Annotated in this window: 16 protein-coding genes; 11 read left to right on the top strand and 5 right to left on the bottom strand. The window is 65.3% G+C overall.

Going from position 1 to position 17,287, the window contains the following annotated elements; all coding sequences use genetic code 11:
• Nucleotides 1–26 precede the first annotated feature (26 nt).
• From IVB07_RS00850 to IVB07_RS00835, 4 genes are all read left to right on the top strand, one after another.
• On the top strand, nucleotides 27–749 hold the full coding sequence (locus tag IVB07_RS00850; RefSeq protein ID WP_018459825.1) for an ABC transporter ATP-binding protein: 723 nt from the start codon (nucleotides 27–29) through the stop codon (nucleotides 747–749).
• Nucleotides 746–3,316: an FtsX-like permease family protein gene (locus IVB07_RS00845; protein ID WP_018459824.1), complete on the top strand. Its 2,571-nt coding sequence runs from the start codon at nucleotides 746–748 to the stop codon at nucleotides 3,314–3,316. Before IVB07_RS00850 ends, IVB07_RS00845 begins: the two co-directional genes overlap by 4 nt.
• Nucleotides 3,317–3,586: 270 nt before the next feature.
• Complete coding sequence (locus IVB07_RS00840; RefSeq protein ID WP_247360630.1) at nucleotides 3,587–4,378, top strand: Bax inhibitor-1/YccA family protein; 792 nt, start codon at nucleotides 3,587–3,589, stop codon at nucleotides 4,376–4,378.
• Nucleotides 4,379–4,606: 228 nt separating this feature from the next.
• A complete protein-coding gene (locus tag IVB07_RS00835) occupies nucleotides 4,607–5,137 on the top strand; it encodes a GNAT family N-acetyltransferase (RefSeq protein ID WP_018459823.1) in 531 nt (176 codons plus the stop codon).
• Nucleotides 5,138–5,229: 92 nt separating this feature from the next.
• Here the strand turns inward: IVB07_RS00835 and IVB07_RS00830 are convergent, their stop codons facing one another.
• The 3 genes from IVB07_RS00830 to acnA form a co-directional block, all read right to left on the bottom strand.
• A complete protein-coding gene (locus IVB07_RS00830; RefSeq protein WP_018459822.1) occupies nucleotides 5,230–5,598 on the bottom strand; it encodes a DUF2794 domain-containing protein in 369 nt (122 codons plus the stop codon).
• A gap of 592 nt (nucleotides 5,599–6,190) precedes the next feature.
• Nucleotides 6,191–6,967, bottom strand: coding sequence for a DUF1223 domain-containing protein (locus tag IVB07_RS00825; RefSeq protein WP_026233884.1), 777 nt, complete (start codon nucleotides 6,965–6,967; stop codon nucleotides 6,191–6,193).
• Between the two features lie 234 nt (nucleotides 6,968–7,201).
• Nucleotides 7,202–9,922 carry an aconitate hydratase AcnA gene (gene acnA, locus IVB07_RS00820; protein ID WP_018459820.1) on the bottom strand — a complete coding sequence of 907 codons (2,721 nt, stop codon included), beginning with the start codon at nucleotides 9,920–9,922 and terminating at the stop codon, nucleotides 7,202–7,204.
• A gap of 242 nt (nucleotides 9,923–10,164) precedes the next feature.
• Between acnA and ccmA the strand changes: the two genes are divergently transcribed.
• The 5 genes from ccmA (at nucleotide 10,165) to IVB07_RS00795 (ending at nucleotide 13,393) form a co-directional block, all read left to right on the top strand.
• Entirely contained in the window at nucleotides 10,165–10,767 is a 603-nt protein-coding gene (ccmA, locus tag IVB07_RS00815) for a heme ABC exporter ATP-binding protein CcmA (RefSeq protein WP_026233883.1), read from the top strand.
• A 274-nt stretch (nucleotides 10,768–11,041) separates the two neighbouring features.
• On the top strand, nucleotides 11,042–11,710 hold the full coding sequence (ccmB, locus tag IVB07_RS00810) for a heme exporter protein CcmB (protein ID WP_018459818.1): 669 nt from the start codon (nucleotides 11,042–11,044) through the stop codon (nucleotides 11,708–11,710).
• Nucleotides 11,711–11,801: 91 nt separating this feature from the next.
• Nucleotides 11,802–12,590, top strand: coding sequence for a heme ABC transporter permease (locus IVB07_RS00805; protein ID WP_018459817.1), 789 nt, complete (start codon nucleotides 11,802–11,804; stop codon nucleotides 12,588–12,590).
• Complete coding sequence (gene ccmD / locus IVB07_RS00800; protein ID WP_018459816.1) at nucleotides 12,587–12,772, top strand: heme exporter protein CcmD; 186 nt, start codon at nucleotides 12,587–12,589, stop codon at nucleotides 12,770–12,772. The genes IVB07_RS00805 and ccmD overlap by 4 nt, the downstream gene beginning before the upstream one ends.
• A gap of 24 nt (nucleotides 12,773–12,796) precedes the next feature.
• Nucleotides 12,797–13,393, top strand: a complete 597-nt coding sequence (locus IVB07_RS00795; protein ID WP_018459815.1) for a DsbE family thiol:disulfide interchange protein — start codon at nucleotides 12,797–12,799, stop codon at nucleotides 13,391–13,393.
• 179 nt (nucleotides 13,394–13,572) lie between these two features.
• Here the strand turns inward: IVB07_RS00795 and IVB07_RS00790 are convergent, their stop codons facing one another.
• Both IVB07_RS00790 and ftsY read right to left on the bottom strand, forming a co-directional pair.
• On the bottom strand, nucleotides 13,573–14,175 hold the full coding sequence (locus IVB07_RS00790; RefSeq protein ID WP_007598838.1) for a septation protein A: 603 nt from the start codon (nucleotides 14,173–14,175) through the stop codon (nucleotides 13,573–13,575).
• Nucleotides 14,176–14,178: 3 nt separating this feature from the next.
• Nucleotides 14,179–15,126, bottom strand: coding sequence for a signal recognition particle-docking protein FtsY (gene ftsY / locus IVB07_RS00785; RefSeq protein WP_018459814.1), 948 nt, complete (start codon nucleotides 15,124–15,126; stop codon nucleotides 14,179–14,181).
• A gap of 60 nt (nucleotides 15,127–15,186) precedes the next feature.
• Here ftsY and IVB07_RS00780 point away from each other — a divergent pair, with 60 nt between their 5' ends.
• On the top strand, nucleotides 15,187–15,888 hold the full coding sequence (locus tag IVB07_RS00780) for an RNA pseudouridine synthase (protein WP_026233882.1): 702 nt from the start codon (nucleotides 15,187–15,189) through the stop codon (nucleotides 15,886–15,888).
• Nucleotides 15,889–16,024: 136 nt separating this feature from the next.
• Nucleotides 16,025–17,134: a DUF2336 domain-containing protein gene (locus tag IVB07_RS00775; RefSeq protein ID WP_247295774.1), complete on the top strand. Its 1,110-nt coding sequence runs from the start codon at nucleotides 16,025–16,027 to the stop codon at nucleotides 17,132–17,134.
• Nucleotides 17,135–17,287: the final 153 nt, after the last annotated feature.

Below are 17,287 nucleotides of genomic sequence, written 5' to 3'. Positions count from 1 at the left end.
GGGCGGAGTTGCCATATGACCGGACCATGGACACTCGCATCTCTTCCTCTTCGCTCGCCGACAGTTCGGCCGACACCATCGCCATCTCCAACGTCAATCTGTCATTGGGTACGGGCGCGGCACGCGTTCACATCCTCAAGGATATCAGCTTGCGCGTGGGCCGGAGCGAGACGATCGGCCTGATCGGCCCGTCAGGTTCGGGCAAATCCACGCTGCTGATGGTGATGGCGGGGCTGGAGCGTCCTGATAGCGGAGAGGTGGTGGTCAACGGCACGCCTTTCAATGCCCTCGACGAGGACGCACTGGCCCGCTTCCGCGGCCGCCAGGTCGGCATCGTCTTCCAGTCCTTCCATTTGATCCCGACCATGACCGCGCTGGAGAATGTCGCGGTGCCGCTCGAGCTTGCGGGCAATCCCGACGCCGCAAAGCGCGCGGCGCAGGAGCTGCAATCGGTCGGGCTCGGCGACCGTCTGCATCATTATCCGACCCAACTCTCCGGCGGCGAGCAGCAGCGCGTGGCGCTGGCCCGCGCACTGGCACCCGATCCAGCGATCCTCGTCGCCGACGAGCCGACCGGCAATCTCGACGAAGCCACGGGACAACAGATCGTCGACCTCCTGTTCAGCAAGCATGCCGAGCGCGGCATGACGCTGGTGCTGGTCACGCACGATTCTTCGCTCGCGCAGCGCTGCGATCGCGTGATCCGCCTCCGTTCGGGGCGCATCGACACGCAGTCGGCGCCGGCATGAGTGCTGCTGCCGCACCGTTTGCGAAGCCCAACGGCGTCGCGCTGTCGCTGCGTTACGCGCTGCGCGAATTGCGCGGCGGCCTGCGCGGCTTCTACGTCTTCATTGCCTGCATCGCGCTCGGCGTGATGGCCATCGCTGGCGTCGGCTCGGTCTCGGCGAGCCTGAGCGACGGCCTCGCCCGCGAAGGCCGTACGCTGCTCGGCGGCGACGTGTCGTTCGTCCTGTTTCAGCGCGAGGCGAAGCCGGAGGAAGTCGCCTTCCTGCGTTCGCGCGGCACCGTCTCGAGCGCCGCCACACTGCGCGGCATGGCGCGCTCGGCCGAGGGCAAGCTGGCCTTGGTCGAGATGAAGGCGGTCGACGACACCTATCCGATGCTGGGCCAGCTGACGCTGGCGCCGCCGCTGCCGATGTCCGAGTTGCTCGCGGAGCGCGACGGCGCGTTCGGCGCGGCCGCCGATCCGACACTGCTGGCGCGGCTGTCGCTCAAGACCGGCGATCGCGTCACCGTCGGGGCTGCGACGTTCCAGATCCGCAGCGCCGTCGAAGCCGAGCCCGACAAGCTCGCAGGCGGCATCGGCTTCGGCCCGCGCTTCCTGATCAGCGAAGCGGGCCTGCGCGCGACAGGGCTCGTCCAACCCGGCAGCCTGGTGCGCTGGGTCTATCGTGTGAAGCTGCCGGAGATCGCCAACAACGAGCGCGCCACCGACGCCTTCATCGCGGACGCCCGCAACGCCGCGCCGCAGGCCGGCTGGGAGGTCCGCAGCCGCTCCAATGCCTCGCCGCAGCTCGAGCGCAACATCAACCGCTTCACGCAGTTCCTGACGCTGGTCGGCCTCGCCGCGCTGCTGGTCGGCGGCGTCGGCGTTGCCAATGCCGTCAAGGCCCATATCGACCACAAGCTCGAGGTGATCGCGGCCTTCAAGGCCGTCGGCGCCACCGGGCGCGACGTGTTCGGCATCTATCTCGCCCAGGTTCTCCTGCTCGCCGCGATCGGCTCAGTGATCGGCCTCGCACTAGGCGCCGCCATGCCGTTCGCGATCGTCGGCCTATTCGGCAAGCTGCTGCCCCTGCCGGTGGTGCCGGCGGTGCATGCCGACGAGCTCGCGCTGTCGTTCGTCTACGGGCTGCTCACGGCGCTTGCCTTCGGCCTGTGGCCGCTCGGGCGAGTGCACGACGTGCCGGTGGCGGCGCTGTTCCGCGACACCATCAGCTCCGAATGGCATCGGCCACGCTGGAGCTATCTCGTCTTCATGGCCGTCGTGATCGCGCTGCTCATCGCGGTCGTGATCGGGCTGTCCTTCGACAAGCGCATCGCCGCGGTGTTCGTGGCCTCCTCCGTGGTCGTGTTCGCGCTGCTCCGCGGCATTGCCGCCCTGCTGATGACGATCGCACGGCGGCTGCCGCGCACGCGATGGCCGATGCTGCGACTTGCGATTGCCAACATCCACCGGCCGGGCGCGCTGACGCCCTCGGTCGTGCTGTCGCTCGGGCTCGGGCTCGCCGTGCTCGTCACCATCACCCAGATCGACGGCAATCTGCGCCGGCAGTTCCTGGCGGCGCTGCCCGAGCACGCGCCATCGTTCTTCTTCATCGACATTCCGAGCACGCAGGCCGAGCAGTTCGACACATACCTGCGCCAGATCGCCCCCGGCGCGAAAGTCGACGACGTGCCGATGCTGCGCGGACGGATCGTCGGAGCCCGTGGTGTCCGCGCCGAGGAGCTCAAGCCCAGCACCGATTCCGAGTGGGTGCTGCAGAGCGACCGCGGCCTGACCTATACCGCCGAGCTGCCGAAGGGCTCCAAGGTGGTCGAGGGCGAGTGGTGGAGCGCCGATTATTCCGGCCCGCCGCTGGTTTCGATGGAGAAGAAGATCGCGGACGGACTCGGCCTCAAGGTCGGCGACGAGGTCGTGGTCAATATCCTCGGCCGCGACATCCCCGCGAAGATCAGCAATCTGCGCAGCATCGACTGGCAGGGCCTCGGCATCAATTTCGTCCTCGTGTTCTCGCCGAACGCATTCAAGGGCGCGCCGCACACCCACATCGCGACGCTGACGGAAGCCGGCGGCGATGCGGCCGGCGACGGCAAGATCATCAAGGAGGTCGCTGACGCCTATCCGATGGTGACGAGCGTGCGCGTGCGCGAGGTGATGGAGACGGTCGGCTCGGTCGTGACCAACCTGGCGCTGGCGATCCGCGGCGCCAGCGCGGTGACCCTGATCTCGGCGATTCTGGTGCTCGGCGGCGCGCTCGCCGCCGGCCATCGCCACCGGGTCTACGATGCGGTGATCCTCAAGACCCTGGGCGCGACCCGGCTGCGGCTGCTCGGCGCCTATGCGCTCGAATACCTCCTGATCGGGCTTGCCACCGCGGTCTTCGGCGTTTTCGCCGGCAGCGTCGCGGCCTGGATGATCGTGACCCGGCTGATGACCCTCACTTTCGTCTGGCAGGGCGGCAGCGCAGCCGGCGTGGTCGCGGCTGCCTTGGTCGTCACGGTCGGCCTCGGGCTCGCCGGCACCCTGCTGGCGTTGAACAAAAAGCCCGCCACGGTGTTGCGGAATTTGTGACAAATGGTAGCGGGCGGCGGCACGGGAGCGAAATCGCACGATTCCAGCGATTAACCACGTCCGCTCGTCTGGATTGCAGGTAAGGGCGACATTCAGCCGCGCGTGGACGGTTGCAGCGAATGTGTTAGTTTCCCACATATCGAATGGGTTCGGAGCCCCGATTGTTAGCCAAAATTTAGTCGGCAGACATCGGTATCCGAGATAGAATTTGACGAACCGGCGGCATGGCGACCCTCATGCCGGACCGGACCAACCAACGGGAATTCGACCATGTCGGACCTAGACCGCAATTACGCTTCTCCTTTCGGCAGGGCCGCCGGGCGTGTTGACGCCGCGACGGTCGATGCCGGCCTGCGCGCCTACATGCTGCGCATCTACAACTACATGAGCATCGGCCTGGCCATCACCGGCCTTGCCGCCCTCGGCGTCTACATGGCCGCCGTGACGGACGTTCCGACCCCGGAAGCCGTGCGGGTCGGCAAGCTGTTCCTGACGCCGTTCGGCTACGCGATGTTCGTCAGCCCCCTGAAGTGGCTGTTCATGCTCGCGCCGCTCGCCATGGTGTTCGTGATCTCGGCAGGCATCAACCGGCTCGCTCCTTCGACCGCCCAGATCCTGTTCTGGGTGTTCGCGGCACTGATGGGCGTCTCGCTGTCCTCGATCTTCCTGGTGTTCACGCACACCTCGATCGTCCGGGTGTTCTTCATCACCGCGGCGACTTTCGGCGCGCTCAGCCTCTACGGTTACACCACCAAGCGTGACATGAGCGGAATGGGTTCGTTCCTGTTCATGGGCCTGATCGGCATCGTCATCGCGAGCCTGGTGAACCTGTTCCTGGCGAGCTCGGTGCTGCAGTTCGTCGTGTCGGTGGTCGGCGTGCTGGTGTTCGCGGGCCTCACCGCCTGGGATACCCAGCGGCTGAAGAACGACTACATCTACGGTTACGCTTCGGCCGGCGATGACATCGCAGAGCGTGCGGCCATCACCGGCGCGCTGTCGCTGTACCTGAACTTCATCAACTTGTTCACGCTGCTCCTGCAGCTCCTCGGCCAGCGCGACTAAGCGCCAGCCCAGAGTGGACGACAGCAACCCCCGGCCGAGAGGCCGGGGTTTTTGTTTGGGGCGAGCCTCTCAACACCCACCGTCATTGCGAGCGCAGCGAAGCAATCCAGAGTCCCTCCGCTGGTGCATTTCTGGATTGCTTCGTCGCAAGGGCTCCTCGCAAGGACGGAGTATGAGGAAGCACGGTTGCCTCTTCCAGCCGCCCCGGGAAGGCTCTAATCTTGCGGCATGTCCGCACCCGATATCAGGCCCACCACCGAGGCCGACCTCCCCGCCATCACGGCCATCTATCGGCAGGCTGTCCGCGAGGGCACCGCGACGTTCGAGCTGGAGCCGCCCGACCTTGCCGAGATGACGCGCCGCTACCGCACGCTGATCGACGGCGGCTACCCCTATTTCGTCGCCATCCTCGACGGGCGCGTCGCCGGCTACGCCTATGCCGGTGCCTACCGGCCCCGCCCGGCCTACCGCTTCACGGTCGAGAACTCGATCTATCTCGATCCATCCTTCCACCGCCGCGGCATCGGGGCGCTCCTGCTGGAGCGGCTGATCGTCGAATGCGAGGCACGCGGCTTCCGTCAGATGATCGCGGTAATTGGGGATTCCACCAATGCCGGCTCGATCGGCGTGCACACCAGGGCCGGCTTCAAAATGATCGGCACGCATCCCAGCGTCGGGCTGAAATTCGGCCGCTGGCTGGACACGGTAATGATGCAGCGGAGCCTCGGCGAGGGCGCCAAGAGCGTGCCGGGGAAGTAAGGCCCGTAGCCCGGGTGAGCGAAGCGATACCCGGGAACGCTGCAAGCAAAGACCCGGATGTCGCTACGCTCATCCGGGCTACTGGATCCCTGCTACACCACCGCCAATTTGCGATCGATCACCAGGAGCACGCGCTCCAGTTCGTGGCCGCGGCGCAGGATCAAGCCCGTCGCCGAGATCACGCTGTACATGCCCTGCTTGCGCGCGAGGCGCGGATCCTTCTCGATACGATAGATCGGCACTTCCGAGGCGCGGCGAAAGACCGAGAACACAGCGCGATCCCTGAGGAAGTCGATGGCATAGTCGCGCCACTCGCCTTCGGCAACCATCCGGCCGTAGAGATTGAGAATACGGTGCAGCTCGAGCCGGTTGAACGTCACGCGGCTCAGTTGCGCATTCGAAGCGGCGGGGCGCGCCGCCGCACGCTGTTCGCTCGGATCGGTATCCTCCGACAGACTCATAGGCCGCCTCCTGTCGCATCAGCATGACCGCGTCCGCGAAGACCGTCCCTCGACCGCGGATCATGACGGTTGCATGATTGCGCCAACTGTTCCCCACCGCAAGGGCCCTTGGAAGGACCTTGGAATCGGAGCCAATCCGCCCACACGCAGCGGTGGAACTCTGTCGCGGCAAACCGTCACGGGATCGTTAGCAGGAATCATAGTGTCGCCGCTTTTCCGCCAAGCGACTGCCGCCCTGCGTTGCGAAAAGACCTATGTGCGTTGACCCGGTCCTTTCGGTTCCGGATTCCTCAGCCCCCAGCCCCCCGGGGCCGTCAGGATCGGGTCTGTTCGCACGACAAGGAGGGCCAACGCGAGTTGGTCCTTTTTTGTTTGAGTCGAATTGTTTGGGTCGGGATGTTTCTGCCTCGACGGATATCTCAGCATCTCAGCAAAAACCCTTTCCCCTCATCCTGAGGAGCCGCGAAGCGGCGTCTCGAAGGATCGAGGCCGAGCTGCCTCAGCAGGGCCTGCATGGTTCGAGACGGCGCTGACGCGCCTCCTCACCATGAGGATTGAGAGTGTGCTTGAGTCGGACGATTCGAAGTGCGCGTCAGTGCAGCGACGTGTACGCCGCGCCCAGCATCGGGCCCGGTCTCTCCCGGCTGCCGTCCTGGACATAGACCACGGCACCGTCGACGCCGTCACGCGTGAGGTTCTCGATCGGCACCGTCCAGCTTTCCGGGCGGCCGGTCCAGTCGCCGACCTTCAGCAGGTTGCGCACCACGTTGTGATAGATCACTTGCTGTCCGCGATTTTCGCCGCGACTGATCGCGATCGGCACCGACCTCGCAATCGAGCAGATCCAGACCTCGCCGTGGGACGCCGTCGGCTCCTTGCTCGCGGCCACCGAGACGTTGATCTGCTTGCCCGCGAGCGACATCGTCACCGGCACGCTCATCACACCAGTGCCCGTCTCGGTTTTGCCGATGGCGCTTTCGATGCCGGTGCGGTCGCTGCCGACGACATGCGTGGAGCCGTTGACCACGACCTGCGGCGTGTAGACTTCGCGGTCGCCGCGCATGCGCGAATACGCACGCTGCCGTGCAGAGAAGCGCGAATCGGCCAATGTGTCCTTCCAGCCGAGATAGTCCCAATAGTCGATCGGCATGCTCAGCGCGATGATCGAGGGATCGCGGGCGAGGTCGCCGATGATCTTGTCGGCCGGCGGGCAGGAGGAGCAGCCCTGCGAGGTAAACAACTCGACAACGGCGCGGGGATCAGCCTCGGCAGGGCGGATGACGGCGACGATTGCACAGAGACCAAGAGCTCCCGACCAGAGGGCACCGGACCAGCGTGAAACCAGATGAGAAGCCGTCATTGTTGTCATGTCGAACGCCGCACACCATTGCTCGTGAGAGGGAAATCTTACCGCCGGATGGTCACCGTAATCTTACGGGCCTCACACATTTGTTGTCCGTCCAAGAACCGTACAAGGGGAGGTTCTGTGCCGGGCGGGCCCATCTGAAGCCTGCCGCAAACGCGTGAAGGCGGCCTTGTGATAGGCCGCCTTCGTGTAACCTACTACTCACTTCGCAGTGAGCCACCGTTCACAAATCCGCGCTTACGCCGCGAGCTTGCGTAGCACGTAGTGCAGGATGCCGCCGTTGCGGTAGTATTCGAGTTCGTCCAGCGTATCGATGCGGCAGAGCAGCGAAACGCGCTGCAGCGAACCGTCGCCGGAGACGATCTCCGCGGTCAGCTTCTGGCGCGGCTTGAGGTCGCCAACGAGGCCGCGCAGCGTGACCTTCTCGTCGCCCTTCAGACCGAGCGACGACCAGGAGGTGCCGTCCTCGAAGGTCAGCGGCAGCACGCCCATACCGACCAAATTGGAGCGGTGGATGCGCTCGAAGCTCTGGCAGATCACGGCGCGCACGCCGAGCAGACGGGTGCCCTTCGCGGCCCAGTCGCGCGAGGAGCCGTTGCCGTATTCGGCGCCGGCGAACACCACCAGCGGCACCTGCTCCTGCTGGTACTTCATCGCGGCGTCGTAGATCGACATCTGCTCGCCGTCGGGCCAGTGCTTGGTGAGACCGCCTTCCGGAATATTGCCGTCGGCGCCCTTCAGCATGAAGTTCTTGATGCGGATATTGGCGAAGGTGCCGCGCATCATGACTTCGTGGTTGCCGCGCCGCGTGCCGTACTGGTTGAAGTCGGCCGGACGCACCTGGTGCTCGCTGAGATATTTGCCGGCGGGCGAGGTGAGCTTGATCGAACCGGCCGGCGAGATGTGGTCGGTGGTGATCTTGTCGCCGAACATGGCGAGGATGCGGGCCTCGACGATGTCGGTGACCGGCTCCGGCTCCTTCTTCATGCCTTCGAAATAGGGCGGGTTCTGCACATAGGTCGAACTCATGTTCCAGCGATAGGTTTCGCTCTCGACCGTCTTGATCTTGCGCCAGTTGGTGTCGCCCTTGAACACGTCGGCATACTTCTTCTTGAAGATCGACGCGGTCACGAACTTCTTCATGAAGGCGTTGATCTCCTTGGTCGTCGGCCAGATGTCCTTGAGGTAGACCGGCTTGCCGTCCTTGCCTTCACCGAGCGGCTCGACGGCGAGGTTCTTGGTGACGGTGCCCGCGAGCGCGTGGGCGACCACGAGCGGCGGCGAAGCCAGATAGTTCGCCTGCACGTCCGGTGAGACGCGGCCTTCGAAGTTGCGATTGCCGGAGAGCACCGCAGCCGCGACGATGCCGTTGTCGTTGATCGACTTCGAGATCTCCTCGGGCAGCGGACCTGAATTACCGATGCAGGTGGTGCAGCCGAAACCGACCAGGTTGAAGCCGACCTTGTCGAGATCGGCCTGGAGACCGGAATCGGCAAGATAGGCCGCCACCACCTGGCTGCCCGGGGCGAGCGAGGTCTTCACCCACGGCTTTGCCTTGAGGCCCTTCGCGGCGGCGTTGCGCGCCAGAAGACCGGCGCCGATCAGCACGCTCGGGTTCGAGGTGTTGGTGCAGGAGGTGATCGCGGCGATCACGACGTCGCCATGGCCGATGTCGAAGTTCTTGCCGTCGACGGCGAAGCGCTTCCCCGGCTCCTCGGCCTTCTTGTATTCGCTGGCGAGCGCGAGCGAAAAGCCCTCGGCCACGGACGGCAGCGCAATGCGGCCTTCGGGGCGCTTCGGGCCGGCCATCGAGGGCACGACATCACCGAGGTCGAGCGTCAGCGTTTCCGTGAACACCGGATCGGGCGACTTGGCGGTACGGAACAGCCCTTGCGCCTTCGCATAGGCCTGCACCAGCGCGACGCGCGCCGAGGCGCGGCCGGAGGTCTTGAGATAATCCAGTGCGGCGGCATCGACCGGGAAGAAGCCGCAGGTCGCGCCATATTCGGGCGCCATGTTGGCGATGGTTGCCTTGTCTGCGACCGAGAGATGGTCGAGGCCGGGGCCGAAGAACTCCACGAACTTGCCGACGACGCCGAGCTTGCGCAGCATCTGCGTCACCGTCAGCACCAGGTCGGTCGCGGTGACGCCTTCCTTCATCGCGCCCTTCAGCTTGAAGCCGACGACGTTGGGCAGCAGCATCGACAGCGGCTGGCCGAGCATGCAGGCTTCCGCCTCGATGCCGCCGACACCCCAGCCGAGCACGGCAAGGCCGTTGACCATGGTGGTGTGGGAATCGGTGCCAACCAGCGAGTCGGGATACGCGACCTCGAAGGTGCCGGTCTTCTTGCCGACCGTCATCTTCTCCTTCTTGGTCCACACCGTCTGGGAGAGATATTCGAGATTGACCTGGTGGCAGATGCCGGTGCCGGGCGGCACGACGGAGAAGTTCGAGAACGCCTTCTGGCCCCATTTCAGGAACTCGTAGCGCTCCTGGTTCTGCTTGTATTCCTCGGTGACGTTCTTGCCGAAGGCCTTGTTGTCCCCGAAGAAGTTCACGATCACGGAGTGGTCGATGACGAGATCGACCGGCACCAGCGGATTGATCTTCTCGGCGTCGCCCCCGAGCTTCTGCATCGCGTTGCGCATCGCGGCGAGATCGACCACGGCGGGCACGCCGGTGAAGTCCTGCATCAGCACGCGCGCCGGGCGGAAGGCGATCTCATGCTCCAGCGACTTCTTGCGCAGCCACTTCGACACCGCGACGATGTCTTCCTTCTTGACCGAGCGGCCGTCCTCGTTGCGGAGCAGGTTCTCGAGCAAAACCTTCATCGAGTAGGGGAGTTTCGAAATTCCCTTCAGACCATTCTTCTCGGCCGTGGGCAGGCTGTAATAGACATAGGTCTTGGCGCCGACCTTGAGGGTCTTTTTGCATTTGAAGCTGTCGAGCGAGGTCATGTAGGAAATCCCAATTGTCAGTTATACCCGGCAGGGTATTTTAACACCGTCAGCGTAGGCAGGCTGAGTCACTTGCAGGGGCAGGTTGAGTTGCCGCATCAAGTAGTTCCGGGCTTATAGAAGCTTTCTAACCGCGCCGCCACAGCCACAATCGTGCCGCGGCAATCCGCGAGCCAAAAATTCCCATACGCTACCCCAAGTTTTCCTGAGGCCTGGCTTTGAGCGGATCGATACGAGGCAAGATGCAGCTTTCCGGACGCGGGGTCAGTTGCGTGCGGGGCGGGCGCGAGGTGTTTTCCGCGCTCGATTTCGAGGCCGGCTCCGGCGAAGCCGTGGCGGTCGTCGGCCGCAACGGATCGGGCAAGACCTCGCTGCTGAGGCTGATCGCGGGCCTGCTCATTCCGGCGAGCGGCACGATCGCGCTGGACGGGGGTGACGCCGAGCTGACGTTGCCGGAGCAATGCCACTATCTGGGTCATCGCGACGCCCTGAAGCCAGCCCTGAGCGTGGCGGAGAATCTGACGTTCTGGGCCGATTTTCTCGGCGGCGAGCGTTTCGACACCGGCAAGGGACTCGCCACCGTCGGGCTCGACCATGCCGCCGATCTGCCCGCCGCCTTCCTGTCCGCCGGCCAGCGCCGCCGGCTGTCGCTGGCCCGCCTGCTCACCGTCCGCCGCCCCGTCTGGCTGTTGGACGAGCCGACCACGGCGCTCGATGTCGCGGGACAGGACATGTTTTCCGGATTGATGCGCGGGCACTTGGCGCGCGGCGGCCTGATCGTCGCCGCCACCCATGCCCCGCTCGGGATCGATTCGCGGGAGCTGCGGATCGGGGGTGCGGCGTGATTCGGGTAAACCCTCAGGTTTCCAAGCGGCCGAACTCCGCCCTCTCCGTTCCCTCCCCCCTTGTGGGGGAGGGTCAGGGAGGGGGGTGCCACACGGCGCACTCTCTCGGTTCTCGCGTTCGGCAGGCGGGCGCTCCGTTGCTAGCAGCCCGCACCCAAGAACCATCTTCCTCGGGGCTACCCCCCTCCCCCGCCCTCCCCCACAAGGGGGGAGGGAGCGCAGCTCGCCCGGCGCAACCGGCCGACGCTGCCTCCTCACCTCTGGGAGCAGTGGCATGACCGCCCTGTCTGCCCTCATCCGCCGGGATATCCGGATCGCGCTCCGCGTCGGGGGCGGGGCGTTGATTGGCGTGCTGTTCTTTCTGACCGTGGTGGTGCTGATGCCGTTTGCTGTGGGGCCGGACCTGGCACTGCTGTCGCGGCTCGGACCCGCCATCCTGTGGCTGGGGGCGCTGCTGGCGAGCCTGCTGACCCTGGACCGGCTGTTCATGGCCGACCACGAGGACGGCTCGCTCGACCTGATCACGATGAGCCGGACCCCGCTGGAACTCGCCTGCGCGTCGAAAGCGCTGGCGCATTGGCTGGCCGCCGGCCTGCCGCTGATCGTCGCAACCCCCGTGCTCGGCCTGCTGCTCAACCTCGACATGGTCGCAACCGGTGCTGTGGCGCTGACACTGCTCGCCGGCACCCCGGCGCTGACATTTACCGGGATGGTCGGTGCGGCGCTGGCGGTGACGCTGCATCGTGGCGGCTTGCTGATAGCTGTCCTGGTGCTGCCGCTGTCGATACCGGTGCTGATCTTCGGCGTCGCAGCCTCGCAGGCGGCGATCGTCGGACCCATGACGTTCGGCGCGCCGTTCTCGATCCTGTGCGCGCTGTCGCTGGTCAGTCTCGTGATCGGCCCCTTCGCGGCTGCGGCGAGCCTGAAGCATGGGCTGGATTGAGATGGGCTGGACTGACCTTGACCCCGATCAACTTTCGCTGCGGACTTTCGTGCTGATTGCGTGAGCGCTTACCGGTGATTATCAGGATACCATGACGCTGATCGACCTCGCCAACCCCACACGGTTCCTCGCGCTGACGGCGCGGCTGCTGCCATGGCTTGCGGCCGCGACCATCATCCTGCTCGCGATCGGGCTCTATCAGTCTGCCACCGCACCCGACGACTATCAGCAGGGCGCGACGGTAAAGATCATGTTCATCCACGTGCCTAATGCCTGGCTGTCGATGTTCGTATGGGGCGTGATGAGCATTGCCTCGCTCGGCACGCTGGTGTGGCGGCATCCGCTTGCCGACGTCGCCGCCAAAGCGGCCGCCCCGATCGGCGCCAGCTTCACCTTCCTTGCGCTGCTCACGGGCTCGCTGTGGGGCCGGCCGATGTGGGGCACCTATTGGGAATGGGACGCGCGGCTGACCTCGGTGCTGATCCTGTTCCTGATGTATCTCGGCCTGATGGCGCTGTGGCGCGCGGTCGACGAGCCCTCCCGCGCGGCGCGCGCCGCCGCCGTGCTGACCCTAGTCGGCGCCATCAACCTGCCCATCATCAAGTTCTCGGTCGACTGGTGGAACACGCTGCACCAGCCGGCCTCGGTGATGCGGATGGGCGGCTCGTCGCTCGACAGATCATTCCTGATTCCGTTGCTGGTGATGGCGGTCGCGTTTACCCTGCTGTTCGTCACGCTGCATCTGGCTGCGATGCGCAACGAGATTTTGCGACGGCGCGTGCGGTCCCTGCAGATGATGCAGGCGAGCCGTGTGGCGTTTGCAGAAGTCGGCACCGGCTCGCGTGAAGGCAGCACGTCAAAAGAAGCTGGGGCTGCATGATCATGTCGCTCGGTCCCTATGCGTCTTTCATCGTGACATCCTATGCCGCGGCCGCCCTTGTGGTCGTGATCCTGATCGGCTGGATCGTGCTCGATCATCGTAGCCAGACACAGCGCCTGCGCGAGCTCGAGCGCAGCGGCGTGACCCGCCGCTCCGGCCGTAGCGCGACGGATCGGCCATGAGAGATCGAGCATGAGAGATCAATCATGAGCGAGCAATCGACGTCCGCTCCGCCGCAGCGCCGCACCTTCCTGATGGTGCTGCCGCTGATCGCCTTCATCGGCTTGGCGCTGCTGTTCTGGTTCCGGCTCGGCAGCGGCGATCCCTCGCGAATTCCGTCTGCGCTGATCGGACGCCCCGCGCCGCAAACCACGCTGCCGCCGCTCGAGGGATTGCAGGCTGACAATGTGCAGATCCCCGGCCTCGATCCCGCCGCGTTCAAGGGCAAGGTCAGCCTCGTCAATGTCTGGGCGTCCTGGTGCGTGCCGTGCCACGACGAGGCGCCGCTGCTGACCGAATTGGCAAAAGACAAGCGCTTCCAGCTCGTCGGTATCAACTACAAGGATGCCGCCGACAATGCGCGGCGCTTCCTGGGGCGCTACGGCAACCCGTTCGGCCACGTCGGCGTCGATGCCAACGGCCGCGCCTCGATCGAATGGGGTGTCTATGGCGTGCCGGAGACCTTTGTCGTCGGTCGCGAAGGCACCATCGTCTACAAGCTGGTGGGACCGATCACGCCGGAGAATTTGCGGACGGTGCTGTTGCCGCAGATGGAGAACGCGTTGAAGGCGGCGGGGAGCTAGCTCTGTCGTCAGTGTGAGCGAAGGACCCAACCCCAAACACCGCTGTCATGCCCCGGCTTGACCGGGGCATCCAGTAAGCCGCGGCCTCTCCGTATCTCACAACCGTCTCTGGAATACTGGATCGCCCCGGCGATGACAGTTGAGTGTGTGGCCGCAACCGGCAATGATGAGTTGAGAGCTCAACCCTTCCTCACATCGCCCGCCTCGGCCTCGCTCGCTTCCAGCGACGCCGGCTCGAGGTGATAGCGCTTGGTCAGCGGCATCTGGGCGATGGCGAAGATCATGGTGATCGGGGTGACGCCGAACACCTTGAAGTTGACCCAGAAGTCGGTGCTCTGGGTGCGCCAGACGATCTCGTTCAACACCGCCATGCCGGCGAAGAACAGCGCCCAGCGCAGCGTCAGGATGCGCCAGCCCTGCGGCGTCAAATTGAACATCTGGTCGAACATGACGGCGATGAAGGAGCGGCCGAACAACAGGCCGCCGCCGAGGATCGCGGCGAACAAAGCGTAGATGATGGTCGGCTTGAGCTTGATGAAGGTCTCGTCGTGGAGCACCAAGGTCAGCGTGCCGAACACCAGCACGATGACGCCCGTCACGATCGCCATGATCGGAATGTGGCGCGTCACCACATAGGAGGCGATCATCGCCGCGACGATCGCGACCATGAAGGCGCCGGTCGCTGCGAACAGATTGAACTTCGCATTGACGAAGAAGAACACGAGCAGCGGGCCGAGCTCGGTCGCAAGCTTGAACAGCGGATGCGGCTGGGTCTTGTCCATTCTTCAGCTTTCGATTCCGGCAATGGCGCGGGCGAAATCACGCGCGGTGAACGGCGCGAGATCGTCGACGCCTTCGCCGACGCCGATGAAATGCACCGGCAGTTTGAATTTCTCCGCGAGCGCCACCAGAATGCCGCCGCGGGCGGTGCCGTCGAGCTTCGTCATCACGAGACCGGTGACCCCTGCGGTGCGATGGAAGGCCTCGACCTGCGACAGCGCGTTCTGGCCGACAGTGGCGTCCAGCACAAGCAGCACCGCATGCGGTGCAGTCGCGTCCACCTTGCGGATGACGCGCACGACCTTTTCGAGCTCGTTCATCAGCTCGGCCTTGTTCTGAAGCCGCCCGGCGGTGTCGATCAGGAGCAGGTCGACGGCCTGCTCCTTCGCCGCCGTCAGCGCGTTGAAGGCGAGGCTCGCCGAATCCGAGCCTTGCGCGCCTGATATGACGGGCGTCCTGGTGCGCTCGCCCCAGACCTTGAGCTGTTCGATCGCCGCCGCGCGAAAGGTGTCGCCGGCGGCCAGCATCACCTTGCGGCCTTCGGACGCGAATTTTTGCGAGAGTTTTCCGATGGTGGTGGTCTTGCCGGAGCCGTTGACGCCGACCACGAGGATGACGAACGGCTTCTTGCCGGCGTCGATCTCGAGCGGCTTCGCCACCGCCGCCAGCACCTTCTCGACCTCGGTCGCGACGACGTCCTTGACCTCGTCCGCCGAGATCGCCTTGTCGTAGCGTCCCGTGCCAACCGCATCCGCGATCCGCACCGCGACCGAGGTGCCGAGGTCGGCGCGCAGCAGCACGTCCTCGATATCGTCGAGCATGGCGCGGTCGAGCTTGCGCTTGGTGACGAGGTCGGCGACCGCGGTCCCGAGCGAGGACGAGGTGCGCTTCAGCCCGTCGGACAGGCGGCGCCACCAGCTCAGCTTGGGGGTCTCGGGGGTGGTATCGTTCATGGTGGCGGTGTGTTAGCCGTTCCGGCTCGCAAACGAAAGTCTTGACCGAAAGTCCTGCAATTGCTCGATGTTCCCGAATTGACGGCCGACGAAATCCTGGCGCGCGTGCTCCATCGCGACGGATTGATGCTGGTCATCGACAAGCCGGCCGGCCTGCCGGTGCATCGCGGACCCAAGGGCGGTGCCAATCTGGAAACCTCCTTCGAGGCGCTTCGTTTCGGCCTGCCGCGGCCGCCGGTGCTGGCCCACCGGCTGGACAAGGACACCTCGGGTTGCCTCGTGCTCGGCCGCCATCGCAAGGCGACGGCGTCGCTCGGCCTGCTGTTCAAGCATGGCAAGATCGGCAAGACCTACTGGACCATCGTCGAGAGCGGCCCCACCGAGGACGAAGGCACCATCGACATGCCGCTCGGACGGCTGAACGCCGAGCGAGGCTGGTGGCAGAAGCCCGATCCCGAGGGCCAGAAGGCCATCACCAACTGGAAGGTGATGGGCCGGGGCGATGGCCTGACCTGGCTCGCCATGGAACCGGTGACCGGGCGGACCCATCAATTGCGGGTGCATTCGTCGGCGACCGGCTGGCCGATCTTCGGCGACAACATTTACGGCAACGGCCCGCGCTTCGGCGAGCCGAAGCTGCACCTGCATTCCCGCGAGATCGTGGTACCGATCTCCCGCAACAAGGAGCCGGTCCGCGTGGTGGCGCCTGCCCCGCCCCACATGCACGAGCGGCTCCGCGCCTGCGGGTGGAACGGGGAGTAGCCCGACTGCTCGCCCCTCATGGTGAGGAGGCCGCGCAGCGCCCCCTATAGTTTACGAAACGTTCAGTGCTCGTCTCTAATGATAGCGGTTGCTTAGAACAAGCTTCCGTCAATCTGCTCAGGACGAGCTGCGCGTCATGTCCACGGCCGAGTTATCGATCATCGACGAGGTCGAGTCCGCGCTTCGGACTGGCTCGGCGGAAAAGGGCCTGGCAACAGCCCGCCGCGTCACCGACCTGTTCCTGTCCTCCGCCGGCAGTTTCGACGACGAGCAGATCGCACTGTTTGACGACGTGCTCGATCGCCTGATCGGCACCATCGAGCTCCGCGCCATCGCCGACATGGGCGCGCGCGTAGCGCTCGCCGAGATCAGCGCGCAGCTCGCGCCGATCGCGCAGGCGCCGCCATCGGTCATTCGCCGCCTCGCCAACAATGACGAAATCCGCATCGCTGGTCCCGTGCTGCAGGAATCCGCGCGCCTCGACGACGGCGCGCTGGTGCAGATCGCATCATCCAAGGGCGAGCCGCATCTGCTCGCGGTCGCCGGACGCTGGTGGCTGAAGGAGATCGTCACCGATGCATTGCTGGCGCGACGTTATCCCAGCGTCAGCCGGCGGCTCGCCGCCAATCCCGGCGCGCGCGTCTCCGGAAGCGGATTTGCCGTCATCGTCGGACAGGCGGAGGCCGATCCCGAGCTCGCTGTCAGCGTCGGCGTCCGCGTCGATTTGCCGTCAGACCTGCGCCGTCAATTGCTGCGCTCGGCGAGCGAGGCCGTGCGGACCCGCCTGTTGTCGCGCGCGCCGCCGCATCTGTTCGAGGAGATCCAGAGCGCGATCGCCGCAGTCACCGTCGGTGTCGAGCGCGAGATGTCGGGTGTCCGCGATTTCGAAGGCGCCAAGCGCGCCGTCGCAGGTCTCAGGGCGACCGGCCAGCTCAGCGAAGCGACGCTGCTCGGCTTCGCAACACAGCGCCGTTATGAAGAAGCGGTGGCCGCATTGGCGGCATTGTCGGGATCGACTGTCGAAGTCATCCGCCCGCTGATGCAAAGCCTGCGCGAGGACGGCCTGCTGGTGCCGTGCAAGGCAGCGCAGCTCAGCTGGGAAACCACCGCCGCCGTGCTCGAAAGCCGCTTTGCGAGCGGCGCGATGAAGCCGGCCGATATCGCAAGGGCTCAAAGCCATTACGCGCGCATGACCCCGGAGAATGCGCGGCGGACGCTGCGCTTCTGGCAGGTGCGGGCGTTGTAGTTTTTCCCTCTCCCCTTGTGGGAGAGGGTGGCTCGCCGCGCAGCGGCGAGACGGGTGAGGGGTCTCTCTCCGCGAGTCCACATTGAGTTGAGTACGCGGAAGCAACCCCTCATCCGGCGCTTCGCGCCACCTTCTCCCACAAGGGGAGAAGGG

It is taken from the genome of Bradyrhizobium sp. 172, from assembly GCF_023101065.1.
Taxonomy (GTDB): Bacteria; Pseudomonadota; Alphaproteobacteria; order Rhizobiales; family Xanthobacteraceae; genus Bradyrhizobium; species Bradyrhizobium canariense_D.
The sequence above is the reverse complement of the archived record's forward strand: the minus strand, read 5'-3'. Positions and strand labels throughout refer to the sequence as shown.